This window comes from Mesorhizobium sp. M0500 (assembly GCF_040321165.1).
GTDB lineage: Bacteria > Pseudomonadota > Alphaproteobacteria > Rhizobiales > Rhizobiaceae > Mesorhizobium.
This window is the reverse complement of record NZ_JAMYRB010000004.1, coordinates 219,768-234,174: the sequence shown is the minus strand read 5'-3', so window position 1 is coordinate 234,174 and position 14,407 is coordinate 219,768. Positions and strand designations below refer to the sequence as shown.

Sequence of the window (14,407 nt, the reverse complement as noted above, 5' to 3'; positions counted from 1 at the left end):
GGAGAGGGGAAACCGCGCTCTACGAAGGACCCCTCTCCGGGCGCGGAGCCTGTCCTCGGGCTTGCCGAAGGCAAGACCCGTGGGCGGCCACCTCTCCCCCGCCTCGCGGTGGGCGAGGAACCCAAGTCTTGAGAGGAGATTGGCAGCCTCACCGTCTGCCCCTAAATCAGCTTCTCCAGCGTGATCGGCAGATCCCGCACCCTTTTCCCGGTGGCGTGAAATACCGCGTTGGCGATCGCCGGCGCCACGCCGACAATGCCCAGCTCGCCGACCCCCTTGCCGCCAAGCGCCGAGGAATGCGGATCGGGAATACCGACCGAGATCACCTCGATGTCGGGAATGTCTGCATTGGTGGCGATGAGATAGTCGGCGAGGTTGTTGTTGACGATGCGGCCGTGGCGGCGGTCGACGATGCCCTCCTCGAGCAGCGCCTGGCCGATGCCCATGATGATGCCGCCCTTCCATTGGCTTTCGGCGAGCTTGGGGTTGTAGAGCCGGCCCGAATCCAGCGCCGACACCACGCGGGAAACGCGAACCGTGCCAAAGTCCTCGTCGACGCGGACTTCGATGAAATGCGCGCACCAGCTGTGGCGGGAATAGTCGCCCTCGGTGTGCGGCAGCGCCATGGCAATGGTGGTGTAGTTCTTGTAGCGGTCCTCGACCGTCGAATTGGCCGGCATGGTGTCGCCCTTCGCCTCGATATGCTCGCGCCCGACGCTCCTGAGCAGTTCGGCGATGGAAACTTCAGGGCCGTTGCCGCGCGGTGAAGCGATGCGGCCATTGGCGGCGACGAGCGTGTTGGCCTGCAGTGCATGGAACGGCGAAGCCGGATCGCTGATGGCGAGCCCGATCAGTTGGTCGAGCGCGGCACTCGCCGCCTTGTGGACGGCGCCGGTCATCACCCCGGCCAGCCGCGAACCGCCGGTGACGCCGGCACGGGCATAGCGGGAATCGCCAAGCTTGACGACGACGTTTTCCGCCGGCACGCCCACCACCTCGGCGGCGGTCTGCGCCAGGATCGTGTAGGTGCCCTGCCCCATGTCGATCGATGAGCTTTCGACCTCGACCGAGCCGTCGGCGAGAATGCGCACGACCGCCTCGCCATAGGCGCGCCGCACCGGGTAGGTGCCTGCCGCGACACCCCAGCCGATCAGCTGGTTGCCGTCGCGCATCGAACGCGGCCGGGGGTTCCGCTTCGACCAGCCAAAGGCTTCGGCGCCGGCCGCGAAGGCCTCACGCAGCTGCCGTGTCGACCACGGCTTCTTCGCATGCGGATCCTGCTCGGCATAGTTCCTGAGCCGGATTTCCAGCGGATCGATACCGACCTCATAGGCGAGCTCGTCGATGGCGCTTTCGATGCCGAAGGCGCTCGGGTTCTCGCCCGGCGCGCGCAATGCCCCCGGCACCACCGTGTTGACCCGCACGACGTTCTGCCGCGACGAGAAATTCGGCGTCGCGTACATGACCGAGGTGACCGAGCCGAGCGGCTCGACCCACATGCCGTCGACCGAGGTCTCGTTGACGCCGCGATGCACGATCGACTGGATCTGGCCCTCCGCGTTGGCGCCGAGCGCCACGGTCTGGCGCGTCGCCGCCCGTCCGCCATAGGCGGTGAAGGTCTGCGGCCTGGTGACCGCCAGCTTCACTGGCCGTCCCAGCATTTTCGCGGCGACTGCCGCTACAGCGCCGTAGCCATAGGCAAACGCCTTGGAGCCGAAGCCGCCACCAATATAGGGCGAGACCAGTCGTACATTCTCGAACGGCACGCCGAACCATTCGGCATAGGTCCGCGCCATGCCGTCGAGCCATTGGCTCGGCTCCCAGACCGTCAGCTGGTCGCCCTGCCACTTTGCGATCAGGCCATGCGGCTCCATCGGCGCCTGGTATTCGCGCGGCGTGTTGTAGGCGTTGCAGATCCTGACCGGAGCCGAGGCGAACGCTGTCTCCGCCTCGCCCCATTCCTTGGTCATCGCATCGACGGGGATGCCGTCGCCGGCCTTTGGATCGCTGAGGTCGACGATCGCCGGCGCCTCGTCATAGGCAATCTTGACCAGCGCTGCGGCCGCGACCGCCTGCTCGAAACTCTCGGCCACCACCGCCGCGACATGCTGGCCGCTGAAGGTGATGTCGCGCGCCAGCGGGCAATAGGCGACGTCCGGCGGCGGCGTACCCAGCCAGTCCGTTGCGGTTCTCAGCGGCAGGATATTGTCGGGCGTCAGCAACAGCAGCACGCCGGGCGACGCCTTGGCCGCGGCCGTGTCGATCGAACGCACCCGGCCGGCGGCAATGGTGCTCTCGACCAGCACCGCATGGGTAAGCCCCTCGAGCTGCTGATCGACGGCGTATTTGGCGGCACCGGTGATCTTGGCCGGGCCGTCGACGCGCGACAGCCGGCCGCCGACCTGATCGGGGAGGACGGCACCGTCCGAAGCGTCGCCGCGTTTGGCATCGCCGGGTCTTGTTCTCAACTCGTGAACGGTCATGCCGTTTCTCCCATTTTGAGGATGGCGCGGGCGACGACGCGCGGCGCCAGTTCGATCTTGTAGTGGTTGGCGCCATGGTCGACGGCGCCCTCGACGGCGAGCAGGCTGGCTTGCCTGACGACCTCCGGCTCGAGCACTTTGCCTTTCAGCGCCTCTTCGACGGCAAGGGCGCGCCATGGCTTGGTGGCAACGCCGCCAAGCGCGACGCGCAGATCGCGAATTGTCCTTCCGTCGGCCTCGAATTCAATGCCGACCGCAGCACTTGCGGCGGCGAATTCATAGGACTGGCGGTCGCGGACCTTGAGATAGGTCGAGCGGCGGGCGGCGGCCGAAGCGGGAATGCCGATCGCGGTGATCATCTCGCCGGGCTCGATCGCATGTTCCCTTTCGGGCGTGCTGCCAGGCAACAGGAAAAAATCATCGACGGCGACCTGACGGTCGCCGAGATGGACGATCGCGTCGAAGGCGACGAGTGCAACCGCCAGGTCGCCGGGATAGGTGGCGATGCAGGCCTCGCTGGTGCCGAGCACGGCATGGCCGCGGGTGACGCCGCCGATCGCCGAGCAGCCGCTGCCGGGCGAGCGCTTGTTGCAGGCGGGGAAATTCGCCGGATCGCGGAAATAGGGGCAGCGCGTACGCTGCATCAGATTGCCGCCGATCGTCGCCATGTTGCGCAGCTGAGCCGACGCCGCCTGCCACAATGCTTCCGAGACTGCGGGGAACCGACTCTTGATATCGGCATGGTCGGCGACGCGGCTCATCCTGGCCAGCGCGCCGATCGTGGCGCCCCGGTCATCAACGGCAATCGTGTCCAGTCCCTTGAGATGGGTGATGTCGACCACGGTCTCGGGTTCGGCAACGCCGCATTTCGCGAGATCGACAAGCGTCGTGCCGCCGGCCAGAAGCATGGCGCCGGGAAGTGCTGCTGCCTCACGGGCTGCATCGACGGAGCCGGCGCGGAGATACGAAAAGTCCCTCATGACGCGGCCTCCATGGCCGCCTGCCGCACGGCGGCGACAATATGCGGATAGGCGCCGCAGCGGCAGAGATTGCCGGCCATGTATTCGCGGATCTCCTCATCCGAGCCGGCATGGCCTTCGCGAATGCAGGCGACCGCCGACATGATCTGGCCCGGCGTGCAATAGCCGCACTGAAAGGCATCCTGTTCGAGGAAGGCGGCCTGCACCGCATGCAGCGTGCCATCCTCCCCGGCAAGCCCTTCGATGGTGGTGATGTCCCTGCTTTCAGCCTGAGTGGCAAGCGTCAGGCAGGCCAGCACGCGCTGGCCGTCGATATGAACGGTGCAGGCGCCGCACTGGCCCTGGTCGCAGCCCTTCTTGGTGCCGGTCAGGCCGAGATGGTCGCGCAAGGCGTCGAGCAGGGTAACGCGCGGTTCGACCTCCAGCTCATGTCGATGTCGGTTGATTCGAAGTTGGATTGAAGTTCGGGTTTTGCTTGTCATGGGGCGTCTGGCTCCGGTTGCTTGACGCGGGAGGGGATGATCTGGTGCCCGGCCGGCGAGCGGCAAGATCAGCTTATGGCTAGGTGAGCTAATCTCCCCCCTTGCGGGGGGAGATGCCCGGCAGGGCAGAGGGGGTCGGTTCGACTTGGCGCGAGCTCCGGGAAGGCTGCGGCTTGCGAGGTCGAAAGACGTGACATACCCGATCCCGTGATTACATGAGAAAGGCGCTCCACAATCGGAGGCGCCTCCGGTTATTACCTAAGGGCCTGCTCCGCCCTGTTCAAGCCCAGGATCGAAAATGATCAAAATTGGAGGAAATTGGCAGGGCAGCCGGCCGTCATGCCTGGAGACAAAAAAGCACCACCGGCCCAAGCCGGTGGTGCTCTCTGAACTGTCTGTAGGGGCAGGACAGTCCAATGATCCTGAGGGGATCGTGCTCAACGTGGGCTCATTTTTGCCCCACGGCATCGGCCGAACAGATGAGGAGTGCCAGCCGCGAGGAAATATCCTCCGTCGTCATCCACCGGCCGTGCACCGGAGGCGGGCAAGATGCCTCGCCTGCCGCAACGCCGACCCAGACTCGATCCTGTGATTATATTTACTTGCGATTATATTTGTCGGAGACGTAACGAAGGTGGAAGCGTCTGCGCTCTTGAAACGTGGCCTGCCTGTTCGGTTATGCTTCGGATCAACACTGGAGAAAAAATTGGCCGCGGAGCCGCCCGTCATTTCTGGAGACAAAACCGAAGCCGCCGTTGCAAAGCCGCTGCGCGCCGACGCGCAGCGCAACCGCGATGCGCTGGTCGAGGTCGCGGCAAAAGCCTTTGCCGCGCAAGGCGTCGATGCCTCGCTGGAGGAGATTGCGCGCCAGGCCGGCGTCGGCATCGGCACGCTTTACCGGCATTTCCCAACCCGCGAGCACCTGGTCGAGGTGGTTTATCGGCGCGAAGTGGAAGGACTGTGCCAGGCGGCCGACGAACTCGCCCACGATTATGCGCCCGACATGGCGCTCGAACAATGGATGCAGCGCTTCGTCGATTACATCGCCACCAAGCGCGGGCTGTCGACAAGCCTGCGCATCCTGCTCACGACCAACTCAACCCTGTTCTCCGACGTTTCGGGCAGGGTGACGCTCGCCTTGCGGCGGCTGATCGATGCCGCGGTCGCCGACGGCTCGATCCGCGGCGATGTCGATGCTTCCGACGTGCTGCATGCGCTGGGCGGCATCTATTCGGCACCGGACACCAAGGACTGGCGCGACCGCTCGCGCCGATTGGTGTCGCTGCTGATGGATGGGCTGCGGTTTGGAGCGGCCAAATCCGGCCCATCCAAGGAATAACGAATGCAGTGACTGTCCTTATTTCAGCGAGATGCTCATACCGCTGAGATCGGCATTGACTTGCAGGCCTACCTGCCTGCCCGTGAGTTCGAGTTGGGCACCCTTGTCATTGGTCATGACGATCACCTGGGCTCCTTTGCCGAGCGCGCCGCCACCGCCCGCTGCACCGTACACCCCCGTCACATCCCGGGCGCGGCGTATGTGGCGCACGGTACCTTTGAAATAGGTCTTGGAGGCGCCGAAGGCGAGGCCGCCCGAGATGCCGCCGACCGAGATGGGATATCGGCGACCATGGAAGGTCAGTGTGCCCTCGCCTCCGGAGCCGCCGATGAAAAAGGCCGCCTTGTAGATGGCGAAGCGGATCGTACCGCTGTCGGCATGCGCGACGCTGGCAAAGCTAACTGCCGCCGCAGCGATGACGGCAACTGCGACTGAACGAAATCTGGACGAAATCTTCATGATGAGAACTCCTCAAGATCGCCGCATGCCCAGCCGGCCGGGCACGTCGGCGTCATATCAAAGTCATAGCTGAACAGTCTCGCCCGTCATTGGTTCCAAGCACGCGGCCTGAATTCCGGCCGCAAGAAGACCGCCACGAAACGAGGCGGATGGCGAGCATAGTCCTGGCTGTAAGAACAGTGGCCGACCAGCGGGGATCTGTCGCCGGCGCTCCTATGAAAACGTAAGTGTTGAAGCGGAATGGTATTAGTCTGCGCTGTCTGGGGTTTCGGGAGCGCGGCAAAGGAATGGACTTCAACTCACGCCATGGCTACCTGCTGATCGGCGGCCTGATCCTGGTCGGCGCCGGGCTCCTGGTCGTTTCGCTGATCGTCAATCTTCGCGTGGCGCACAGTGTGCGTGACGACGTACGCCATCGTGAAAAGCTGCTGGAATATTATCGCAATATCTTTTCGCAGCTGGGCGTGATCCTGATCGGGATTGGCGTGTCCCTGTTCATCTTCTTTTTCCAGCAGAATTATCAGGACCAGCGCAAACGCGAAACGGAGCTCCAGCAGGTTCTCGCCAAACTGGCGGCGCGTGTTGCCCGCGACAGCGCTGTCGTGGAGGCCCTCGGCGAATTCGATGAGCTGCTGGATGATGGCGGCGCCTATGTCAGTCCGGAACTCGGCGGAAACAATGCCGCCGTCAGCGCCGACGGAACGGCGCTCGCCAAGCAGGTTTCGCAGATCCTTCTGGTCGAGCGCGACGTCGATGTTCAGGGGTTCGATATTCTCAATCTGTCACGCGATTTCGAAGCATCGTTCGTCGTCAACGAGCTCAACCCAATGCTATGGTTCAACATCGTCCGGGACGAGAGCGACATCAAATATGCCACTACCCAGATCGCCCTGGATTACAAGGACCTGCAGGATGCGATCGGCGGCGAGCCGATCGAGGTTGCGATCGCCAATCCCGAAAAGGAGCGGAAGATCAAGCAGGAGGTGCTCGACATCTTTTATGATGCCGACCTCCTGCGCCAGCGCAGCAGGCGGTTTCTCGGCCGCGCGTGCTGGCTTTTCAGCAACGGGCGCGGCTTCGTCAAGCTTGCGCCGGTCAACGAGATCGAAGCCGATGCCAGATCGCACCAGGAATGGCTCGACCGGTCGAAACCCTTCCTGACGCAGGCGACATCGGGCAGCGGCGATTGCTTCAAATTGCTCCGGTTCGGCCCGGCATCCTGAACCGGCAAAGGCTCCCTGATCGCCGGTGGCTAATCCCCCACGCGCTGCAGCGTACCGAGATGATTATCGTCGAGAAATTCGACGGTCATGGCCGACGCCTTGCCGTCGGGGCCGACGGCAAAGCTGACGGCCGAGGGCCTGTCCGGCATCTCGGCATCAGGGAAGGTCACGAAGAGGTCGCGGTCGAAATGCTTCAATGAATAGGACCGCACACCGGCGGGCCCGACCTTGAGGACAAGAGGGTCTCCTTCGCCCGACACAACCGCATCGCCGATGAAGTCGTTGAAGTAACGGCCTGCATAGGCACTGGCCGGCTCGGCCGGACTTGCTGGAGAGGGCGGCGCGGCATAGGTGGCCTTGGCCGCCGCAATGACCGGGCCGAACATGCTCGCATAGATATCATTCCATGCCTTTATCTTATCCTTGCCCAGCGTTCCGTCGAAGACGAGATCGGCGAAGCTGTCGGACAGTCCCTCCGGCACGCCTGTCGGAAAGGCGTTGGCGATGACGACGATGCCAAGCTTCTCCTCGGGAAAGAGCATCACCAGACTGCGGGCGCCGGCGCTGAAGGCGCCCGCATGACCCCAGATCGGCCCGTGCCGGCCGAATTCGACATTCCACCCGAGGCCGTAGAAGGCCTCGCCTCCGGAGACGGGGTTCTTGCCGCGAACCATCAAGGGAATATGTGTCTGGTCCAGCGCATCGGCGGCAATGAGTCTCTTGCCGGCGTAGGCCCCGTTGCCGAGCACAAGGCGCATCCATTGCGAGAGGTCGCGTGCGGTGGAACTGACGCCGCCTGCTGGCGCCTGCGCATCCGGATAGCGCTGGACCTTCGCGGTCCACGCGCCATCGATTTTGGCGTGGAGTTCGGCGCGGTTGGCGTGCTTGATGAAGTCCGAATGACGGGAGCTGGTCGAGGCCATTCCAAGCGGACGGTAGAGCTTCTCTTCGGCGACCTCTTCCCATGATTTGCCTGTCGGCTTCGCAGCCGCGACGGCACCCTCGGTCAGTCCGAAATTGCTGTAGGAATAGCCCGCACGAAAGCTCGATGACGGCGACACGAACCGCAGGCGGCGCAGGATCTCCGCGCGGTCATAGCCGATGTCCTCGAGGTCGTCGCCGGCGGTGCCGGGAAGCCCGCTGCGGTGCGCAAACAGGTCGCGGACCGTGAGTTCGCTGGTCGGATAGGGCTGGGCGAGCCGGAAAGCCGGATCGAGGTCGGCGATCTTCGAATCCCACGAAGCGATCCCCCCGCTGACCAGCGCCGCCACGACCGTGGCGGAGACAGGCTTGGAGAGCGAGGCAATCTGGAAGACTGTGTCAGCGTCGACGATCTCCGGTTTTCCGGCCTCGCGATGCCCAAAACCCTTGAGGAAGATCACCTCGTCGCCGTGCACGACGCCGATGGCCAGACCGGGCACGCTACCATCCGCGACGACGCCTTCGGCCAGTAATTCGAGCTTCGCAATGGCCGCGGCGATCCGGTCGGGCGTAATGGTGTCGGCCGACGCCACTTTCGGCGAAAGCGTAATGAGGGCGATGAAGGCCAACCTCCTCCACCGGAGGTGATTCCGGTTTGTGAATAGCCGCATGCTCAGCCCCTCCGCCTCACCGGCGTCCACTATTGCAGCCTGACGCAGGGGAGGCCAGCCCCAACGATCGCTTCCATCGACGGATGTCCGCTTCACACCAGTCGAAATTCAGACAGCCGCGCCTGAGCTAGGATGCGGCACGCATGCGGAGGCGCCGTCTGCTGGCGCGGGCCTTCTCCGCCACCGCGGCGGTGATCTCGACCACGCCGTCTTCACGCGGTCTGGCGTTGGTGACCTTGTGGAGCCGCTCGTAGGGCAACAGTTCCTTGACCCGGGCTTGAAGCGACGCGACTTCGGCTCGCAGATCCTCGCATTCCTGCCTCTGGACGTCGAACTGTATCTGTTCGGAAGCCTGCTGCAGGGAAAGCTGCGAAAAATTCGCGCTGACCGCGGAAAGGGTCATCTTGTCGTTTTCGCTCTCCTTCGTGAGAGCGGACAATTTTTGCTCGACAATTTGCTTTTCGGCCACCGCGTCGCTCGCTTGGGCCTTGAGCCTGGCGATCTCGCTGGCGGCTTCGCTGTTCTGGTTGGAGGCGGCCTCCAGCCGCGATCGAAGGTCCTCGATTTCAGAACGCAAGCCGGTCATCTCCGCGACACCGCGTGCAAGTTCGGCTTCCCTGTCACCGTCCCTGATGCGGGCCGCTTCCGTCATTTCCGACAGCTTCGTCTGCGCCATATCGAGCGATTTCTGCAGCCGCATTTCCTCTTTCTCGCTCTTGCCAAGCGCGGCCAGCAGTTCCGAAACCTGCGCGGCGTCATTGGCATGGATAGTCGAGAGTTCGTCCAGCCTGTGCCGCGCCTCGGCCTCCCGTTTCAGCGCCTTGTCGAGATCGATCGACAGACTGACATGCTTCTCCCGCAGCATCTCGTTCTCGCGCGAGCGTCTGTTGGCCTCGACCGCTCTGGCCGAGAGCGTTTTGACAAGCTCGCCGAACTCGGCTTCGCGTTTTGCGCTCGCATTGCCTGCCACGACGAGTTCCAGCCTTGCTGCAGCCAGCGCGCCGCGAAGTGCTTCCTTGTCCTCGACCAGGCTCGCCTCGTGCTGCTGCAGGGCCTCGATAGCGCTGTCGCGCTCGCGCTGCTTTCTGGTCGCTTCGTGGAGCTGTTCGGACAGCACTCTTTGCTGCGCGGTCAGGCCGGTATTTGCCAGCTCCAATTCGTTGGCGCGAAGAATGTCGCCGTGGAGCAGTTTCAGGAATTCGCCCGTCAGATGATGCGAGGTCGCGATCTCCGACAGTTTCGCATTGATCTCCCCCAGATACTCCTGCGCGTCGTGAAAGAGCCCATCGACCGCACTTAAGGCAGCCAGCCGGGTTTGCGTATGGGGGGACAGCCGTCGTGCGGTCTCGAAGGCGTCCGCATTGGCCTCGAGCTGCGAGCTGTCATCCGTTGCCGCGAGATTCTCATCCGACACAGTCTCATCCGGCACAGTGACGTCGTTCAACGGCGAATGATCGTCCACGTTGAGACATTCGCTAAACGCATCCGCCAAATCGGTTTCGAGCTCCTTGAACGCTCTCTCCACAGTCTCGGCACGCTTGATCAAACCTTTGAAATTCATGACCGAATATCCCTCTCGTGCAGCGCCGTTAAGGAGCGGACTTTCAACACTTGACCCTCGCCTCCCCCGAATGCGGGTTCATCTCCTGACGTGCGCTCTGGCCGACGCACGCTAGGGACAGGCTTGGCCACTGTCCTCGTGTGTTTGAATGACATGTTCTGCCGCGCTCCATACCCGAGGCGTTGGCACCGCTCGCAAAATGCCCACTCATTTCACCCGAAACGGATATGAAGCGGCGCAAGCCTGAGGATCGCCTGGTGACTGTTGTAAGGATCGGCCGAGCGCCTCGGTGCTCTGCAGCAGCTACAAGTCACACTCGGACGAGGCGCGTTACGGCCGGGAGGCCTGACCTAATAAATGATTGTGTTGAATACGTTTCGCTGATTAGCTGCTGTGCATTGACCAGGGACAAGACCGATAAATGTTGTCCCGGGAGGACCGCGATGCCGGTGCTTGAGGTTCGCCACGTCTCCAAGAATTTCGGGGCTATCCAGGCCCTGACTGACGTCAGCTTCCAGGTGGAGCGAGGCGAAGTCGTTGGTCTGATGGGGGATAACGGGGCCGGCAAGTCGACGATAGTCAAGGCTGTGGCCGGGAATTTTCCTCCGAGCGACGGCGAAATTGTAGTCGAGGGCGAGGTGTGCCACTTCCACCAGCCCGTGCAGGCCCGCGCCAAGGGGATCGAAGTTGTTTATCAGGACCTGGCGCTCGCCGATAATCTGACGGCCGCGCAGAACGTCTTTCTGGGGCGCGAGATCAAGAAAGGCTTCTGGCCGATCAGGATTCTTGACAAGCAGGCGATGATCGATCGCTCGGCAGCGCTGTTCAAGGAACTCAAATCGGAAACCCGGCCGCGCGACCTCGTCAGGAAGATGTCGGGTGGGCAGCGCCAGGCGGTCGCCATCGCGCGGACCCGGCTTTCAAATGCTAAGCTGGTGCTGATGGACGAACCAACGGCCGCCATCTCCGTGCGCCAGGTGGCGGAAGTACTCGAACTGATCCGACGCCTCAAAGCACAAGGAGTCGGCGTCATGCTGATCAGTCACCGAATGCCTGACGTGTTCGCCGTGGCAGATCGCATTATCGTCCTCAGGCGGGGCTCGAAAGTTGCCGACAAGCCAGCTGACAAAACATCGCCCGAGGAAATCACTGGACTGATAACGGGGGCCATCCGTGGCGAATAGTGTTCAGGAGTCAGTTGGCGTTCAGGGCTCAGTCGAAGAACATGGCCGGCCGGCCATGTCGGATTTCGTCCCGACCAAGGAAAAAACAGTTCTCCAACGTGTGATTTCAAGTCAGCCCTTCTGGGTGACGATCGCGCTCATCGCGCTCGTCATGTTGATGACTGCGATGGAGCCGAGCTTCGGCACCTCTGAAAACGTCGCCAATGTGACGCGCAATTTCGCACCTTTCGGCATCATGGCCCTCGGCATGACGATCGTCATCATCACCGGCGGTATCGATCTGTCGGTCGGCTCCGTCATGGGTCTCGTGGTCATCGTCGCCGGCCTGTTCCTCACCTGGCATTATCCCTGGTACGTCGCCTTCGCCATGGGCCTTTTCTCCGGTCTGGCCTGTGGCGCGGTCAACGGATTCTTTGTCGCCTATGTCGGGATGCCGTCCTTTGTGGTCACCCTCGGTATGCTGTCCGTCGCGCGCTCGCTGGCGGTCGTATTCTCGGCCAACCAGATGCTCTACCAGTTCGGGCCCGATGCTCCGATCGTGAAGGCAATCGGTCAGTGGAAATGGCCGCGGCATGGTCCGAACGACTGGGCACCGCATTGGATACCAGAACTGTCGTCACAATTCTGGACCATGGTGATCTTGGCCCTGATTGTCGGCTTCGTATTCAACTTCACAGCCTGGGCCCGGCATCTCTTCGCCATCGGCGGCAATGAGGAGGCGGCACGGCTCACCGGCGTTCCGGTCAACTGGATTAAATTCCAGGCCTATGTCTTCTCGGCTTTCACCGCCGCGCTCGCCTCGCTCCTGCTCCTCGGCTATAACGGCTCGGCCATCAATGCCATGGGCCAAGGCTACGAGCTGCGCGTTATCGCCGCGACAGTCATTGGCGGCGCCAGCCTCATGGGCGGCGCCGGCACGGCCTTCGGTGCGATCATCGGTTCGGCCTTCCTCGAGGTGATCAGGAATGCGCTGCTGATGGCCGGCATCGATTCAAACTGGCAGGGTGCCTTCGTCGGCGCCTTCATCGTTCTTGCGGTTCTTTTGGGCATGCAAACCGGCGGCAAATCGATTCTCGCCGCGTCGCTGGCAGTCTTGATGCCCAAAAAACGCCGCTAGAAACCCGCCGGCGGGAGGCTTGCGGGATCACACCCAGGAGGAGAACGTCACATGAAAAAACATCTGCTGACGGCCGCCGTGGCGCTTGGCGCAATGGTGCTCGCCGTTTCCGGCGCCCAGGCGAAATACACCTTCGCCCTGGTGCCGAAGAACATGAACAATCCTTTCTTCGACCAGGCACGCGACGGCTGCAAGAAGGCCGAAGCCGAATCCAATGGCGCCGTGGAGTGCATGTATATTGGCCCCGGCGAGCATGGCGGCGGCGACGAGCAGGTACAGATCGTACAGGATCTCGTGGCCAAGAAGGTGGACGGCATCGCCGTGTCGCCATCGAACGCCGCGGCGATGGCGGTTGCGCTGCAGGCCGCCAAGGAAGCCGGCATCCCGGTCCTCACCTGGGATTCCGACCTCCTGCCCGAAAACAAGGATCTGCGCGTCGCCTATATCGGCACGCACAATTATGAGATCGGCGAGAACCTCGCCAAGCTTGTCATGCAGATCAAGCCCAAAGGCGGCACGATCTGCATCCAGTCCGGCGGCGCCGCGGCGGCCAACCACAACGAGCGCATGCAGGGCATTCGCGATACACTTTCGGGCACCAAATCGGCGGCCTCGCCCGGGGATCGGCTGACGGGCCAGAACGGCTGGACCGAAATCGAAGGCTGTCCGCTCTACACCAACGATGATTTCCCGCTTTCGGTGCAACAGTTCGAGGATATCATGGCGAAAAACCCGAACCTCGACGCATTCGTCCCAACCGGTGGCTTCCCGCAGTTCATTCCCGATGCCAACCGCGCCGCGGTCGCACCGTACAAGGACAAGATCGCCTCGAAAGCCCTGGCCCTTGTCGTTGCCGACACGCTTCCGGTACAGATCGACCAGATGAAGGAAGGTTTCTCCCTTGGCCAGGTCGGCCAGCGGCCGTTCGAGATGGGCTACAAGACGATGATGGCGCTGAAGGAAATGAAGGAGGGCAAGGCTCCGCCGGCCGACCCGACCTACACGGGCCTCGATGTCTGCACTCCGGAGACAGCCGACACTTGCGTCGCCAAATAGTGCTTTTGGGCGGGAGGAAACTCCCGCCCTTTTCATAGGGGATCTCAATGCCGGAATTGTTCTCGCTCAAGGGCCGTGTCGCATTGGTCACGGGTGCCTCGCGTGGTCTTGGTTTTGCCATGGCCAAGGCACTTGCGGAAAACGGCGCGACGGTGATCGTCAATGCGCGCGACATGGCCGCCCTTTCCGCGGCCGCCGAAAGGATCGGTGCAGAAGCCCTGCCGTTCGATGTCACCGACGCGGCGATCTCAAGGGCGTCGCTCGAAGGAATCGTCGAACGCCACGGCCGCCTCGATATTCTGGTCAACAACGCCGGCATCCAGCATCGGAAACCGCTGGTCGAATGGCAGGACGAGGATTTCAACCATGTGGTTGCCGTCAATCTGTCGGCTTGCTTCCGCATGATGCGCGACGCGGTGCGCCTGATGCTGCCAAACAAGTTCGGGCGCATAATAAACACCGGATCGGTCGCAGCGATCCTTGGCCGTCCCACCATTCACGCCTATGTGGCGGCAAAGGCGGGCCTGCACGGGCTGACACGCTCCACTGCCGCTGAGCTGGGCCGTCACGGCATCACCGTCAACGCGATCGCCCCCGGCTATTTCGCCACCGAGCTCAACACCGCACTTATGCGCGACGAGGCCTTCACCAAATGGGTCGAGGCACGAACCCCCGCGGGCCGCTGGGCCCAGCCTGAGGAGCTCGGCGGAGCCGTGGTGTTTCTCGCCTCCGACGCTGCCGCTTACGTCAACGGGCACGTGCTGGCGGTTGACGGCGGGCTATCGGTTTCCCTGTGATTTCAACCGGCGACACCGTGCCGGCAGGGCGTGCCTGCTAGCCGCCTGAAATGACGACTTGCTGCATGCGCTGCTGGCCCGGTCCCCTGCACGGACGCCGACGCCAGACGATTGGATGGCGCGCCGTATTGCAG

The 14,407-nt window shown here is 62.9% G+C and carries 12 protein-coding genes; 6 read left to right on the top strand and 6 right to left on the bottom strand.

Going from position 1 to position 14,407, the window contains the following annotated elements; genetic code table 11:
• Positions 1-161 precede the first annotated feature (161 nt).
• The 3 genes from NKI70_RS10550 to NKI70_RS10540 are packed head-to-tail and all read right to left on the bottom strand — an operon-like array spanning position 162 to position 3,945.
• Positions 162-2,483, bottom strand: coding sequence for a xanthine dehydrogenase family protein molybdopterin-binding subunit (locus NKI70_RS10550; RefSeq protein ID WP_352699778.1), 2,322 nt, complete (start codon positions 2,481-2,483; stop codon positions 162-164).
• Positions 2,480-3,463: an FAD binding domain-containing protein gene (locus tag NKI70_RS10545; RefSeq protein WP_352458226.1), complete on the bottom strand. Its 984-nt coding sequence runs from the start codon at positions 3,461-3,463 to the stop codon at positions 2,480-2,482. Before NKI70_RS10545 ends, NKI70_RS10550 begins: the two co-directional genes overlap by 4 nt.
• Positions 3,460-3,945, bottom strand: a complete 486-nt coding sequence (locus NKI70_RS10540; RefSeq protein WP_352458225.1) for a (2Fe-2S)-binding protein — start codon at positions 3,943-3,945, stop codon at positions 3,460-3,462. The genes NKI70_RS10545 and NKI70_RS10540 overlap by 4 nt, the downstream gene beginning before the upstream one ends.
• 706 nt (positions 3,946-4,651) lie before the next feature.
• On the opposite strand from NKI70_RS10540, the gene NKI70_RS10535 reads away from it, so the two are divergent.
• Complete coding sequence (locus NKI70_RS10535; RefSeq protein ID WP_352699776.1) at positions 4,652-5,284, top strand: TetR/AcrR family transcriptional regulator; 633 nt, start codon at positions 4,652-4,654, stop codon at positions 5,282-5,284.
• Between the two features lie 18 nt (positions 5,285-5,302).
• Here the strand turns inward: NKI70_RS10535 and NKI70_RS10530 are convergent, their stop codons facing one another.
• Entirely contained in the window at positions 5,303-5,743 is a 441-nt protein-coding gene (locus tag NKI70_RS10530) for a lipid-binding SYLF domain-containing protein (RefSeq protein WP_023677323.1), read from the bottom strand.
• 287 nt (positions 5,744-6,030) lie between these two features.
• Between NKI70_RS10530 and NKI70_RS10525 the strand changes: the two genes are divergently transcribed.
• Complete coding sequence (locus NKI70_RS10525; protein WP_352458223.1) at positions 6,031-6,966, top strand: hypothetical protein; 936 nt, start codon at positions 6,031-6,033, stop codon at positions 6,964-6,966.
• A 29-nt stretch (positions 6,967-6,995) separates the two neighbouring features.
• On the opposite strand, the gene NKI70_RS10520 is transcribed toward NKI70_RS10525, so the two are convergent.
• Together NKI70_RS10520 and NKI70_RS10515 are read right to left on the bottom strand one after the other, a co-directional pair.
• Positions 6,996-8,558: a serine hydrolase gene (locus NKI70_RS10520; RefSeq protein WP_352724562.1), complete on the bottom strand. Its 1,563-nt coding sequence runs from the start codon at positions 8,556-8,558 to the stop codon at positions 6,996-6,998.
• Positions 8,559-8,685: 127 nt separating this feature from the next.
• A complete protein-coding gene (locus tag NKI70_RS10515; RefSeq protein ID WP_352724561.1) occupies positions 8,686-10,119 on the bottom strand; it encodes a coiled-coil domain-containing protein in 1,434 nt (477 codons plus the stop codon).
• Between the two features lie 443 nt (positions 10,120-10,562).
• Between NKI70_RS10515 and NKI70_RS10510 the strand changes: the two genes are divergently transcribed.
• The 4 genes from NKI70_RS10510 to NKI70_RS10495 are packed head-to-tail and all read left to right on the top strand — an operon-like array spanning position 10,563 to position 14,273.
• Entirely contained in the window at positions 10,563-11,303 is a 741-nt protein-coding gene (locus NKI70_RS10510; protein WP_023677318.1) for an ATP-binding cassette domain-containing protein, read from the top strand.
• 55 nt (positions 11,304-11,358) lie between these two features.
• Positions 11,359-12,420, top strand: coding sequence for an ABC transporter permease (locus NKI70_RS10505; RefSeq protein WP_023677317.1), 1,062 nt, complete (start codon positions 11,359-11,361; stop codon positions 12,418-12,420).
• A 51-nt stretch (positions 12,421-12,471) separates the two neighbouring features.
• Positions 12,472-13,476, top strand: coding sequence for a sugar-binding protein (locus tag NKI70_RS10500; RefSeq protein ID WP_023677316.1), 1,005 nt, complete (start codon positions 12,472-12,474; stop codon positions 13,474-13,476).
• Between the two features lie 47 nt (positions 13,477-13,523).
• Complete coding sequence (locus NKI70_RS10495) at positions 13,524-14,273, top strand: glucose 1-dehydrogenase (RefSeq protein WP_352451446.1); 750 nt, start codon at positions 13,524-13,526, stop codon at positions 14,271-14,273.
• The last annotated feature ends 134 nt before the right edge of the window (positions 14,274-14,407 follow it).

What these genes read in the sequence shown, in the direction of transcription:
- NKI70_RS10550 (WP_352699778.1), bottom strand. Translation starts at nt 2,483, where the DNA reads ATGACCGTTCACGAGTTGAGAACAAGACCCGGCGATGCCAAACGCGGC.
- NKI70_RS10545 (WP_352458226.1), bottom strand. Translation starts at nt 3,463, where the DNA reads ATGAGGGACTTTTCGTATCTCCGCGCCGGCTCCGTCGATGCAGCCCGT.
- NKI70_RS10540 (WP_352458225.1), bottom strand. Translation starts at nt 3,945, where the DNA reads ATGACAAGCAAAACCCGAACTTCAATCCAACTTCGAATCAACCGACAT.
- NKI70_RS10530 (WP_023677323.1), bottom strand. Translation starts at nt 5,743, where the DNA reads ATGAAGATTTCGTCCAGATTTCGTTCAGTCGCAGTTGCCGTCATCGCT.
- NKI70_RS10525 (WP_352458223.1), top strand. Translation starts at nt 6,031, where the DNA reads ATGGACTTCAACTCACGCCATGGCTACCTGCTGATCGGCGGCCTGATC.
- NKI70_RS10520 (WP_352724562.1), bottom strand. Translation starts at nt 8,558, where the DNA reads ATGCGGCTATTCACAAACCGGAATCACCTCCGGTGGAGGAGGTTGGCC.
- NKI70_RS10515 (WP_352724561.1), bottom strand. Translation starts at nt 10,119, where the DNA reads ATGAATTTCAAAGGTTTGATCAAGCGTGCCGAGACTGTGGAGAGAGCG.
- NKI70_RS10510 (WP_023677318.1), top strand. Translation starts at nt 10,563, where the DNA reads ATGCCGGTGCTTGAGGTTCGCCACGTCTCCAAGAATTTCGGGGCTATC.
- NKI70_RS10505 (WP_023677317.1), top strand. Translation starts at nt 11,359, where the DNA reads ATGTCGGATTTCGTCCCGACCAAGGAAAAAACAGTTCTCCAACGTGTG.
- NKI70_RS10500 (WP_023677316.1), top strand. Translation starts at nt 12,472, where the DNA reads ATGAAAAAACATCTGCTGACGGCCGCCGTGGCGCTTGGCGCAATGGTG.
- NKI70_RS10495 (WP_352451446.1), top strand. Translation starts at nt 13,524, where the DNA reads ATGCCGGAATTGTTCTCGCTCAAGGGCCGTGTCGCATTGGTCACGGGT.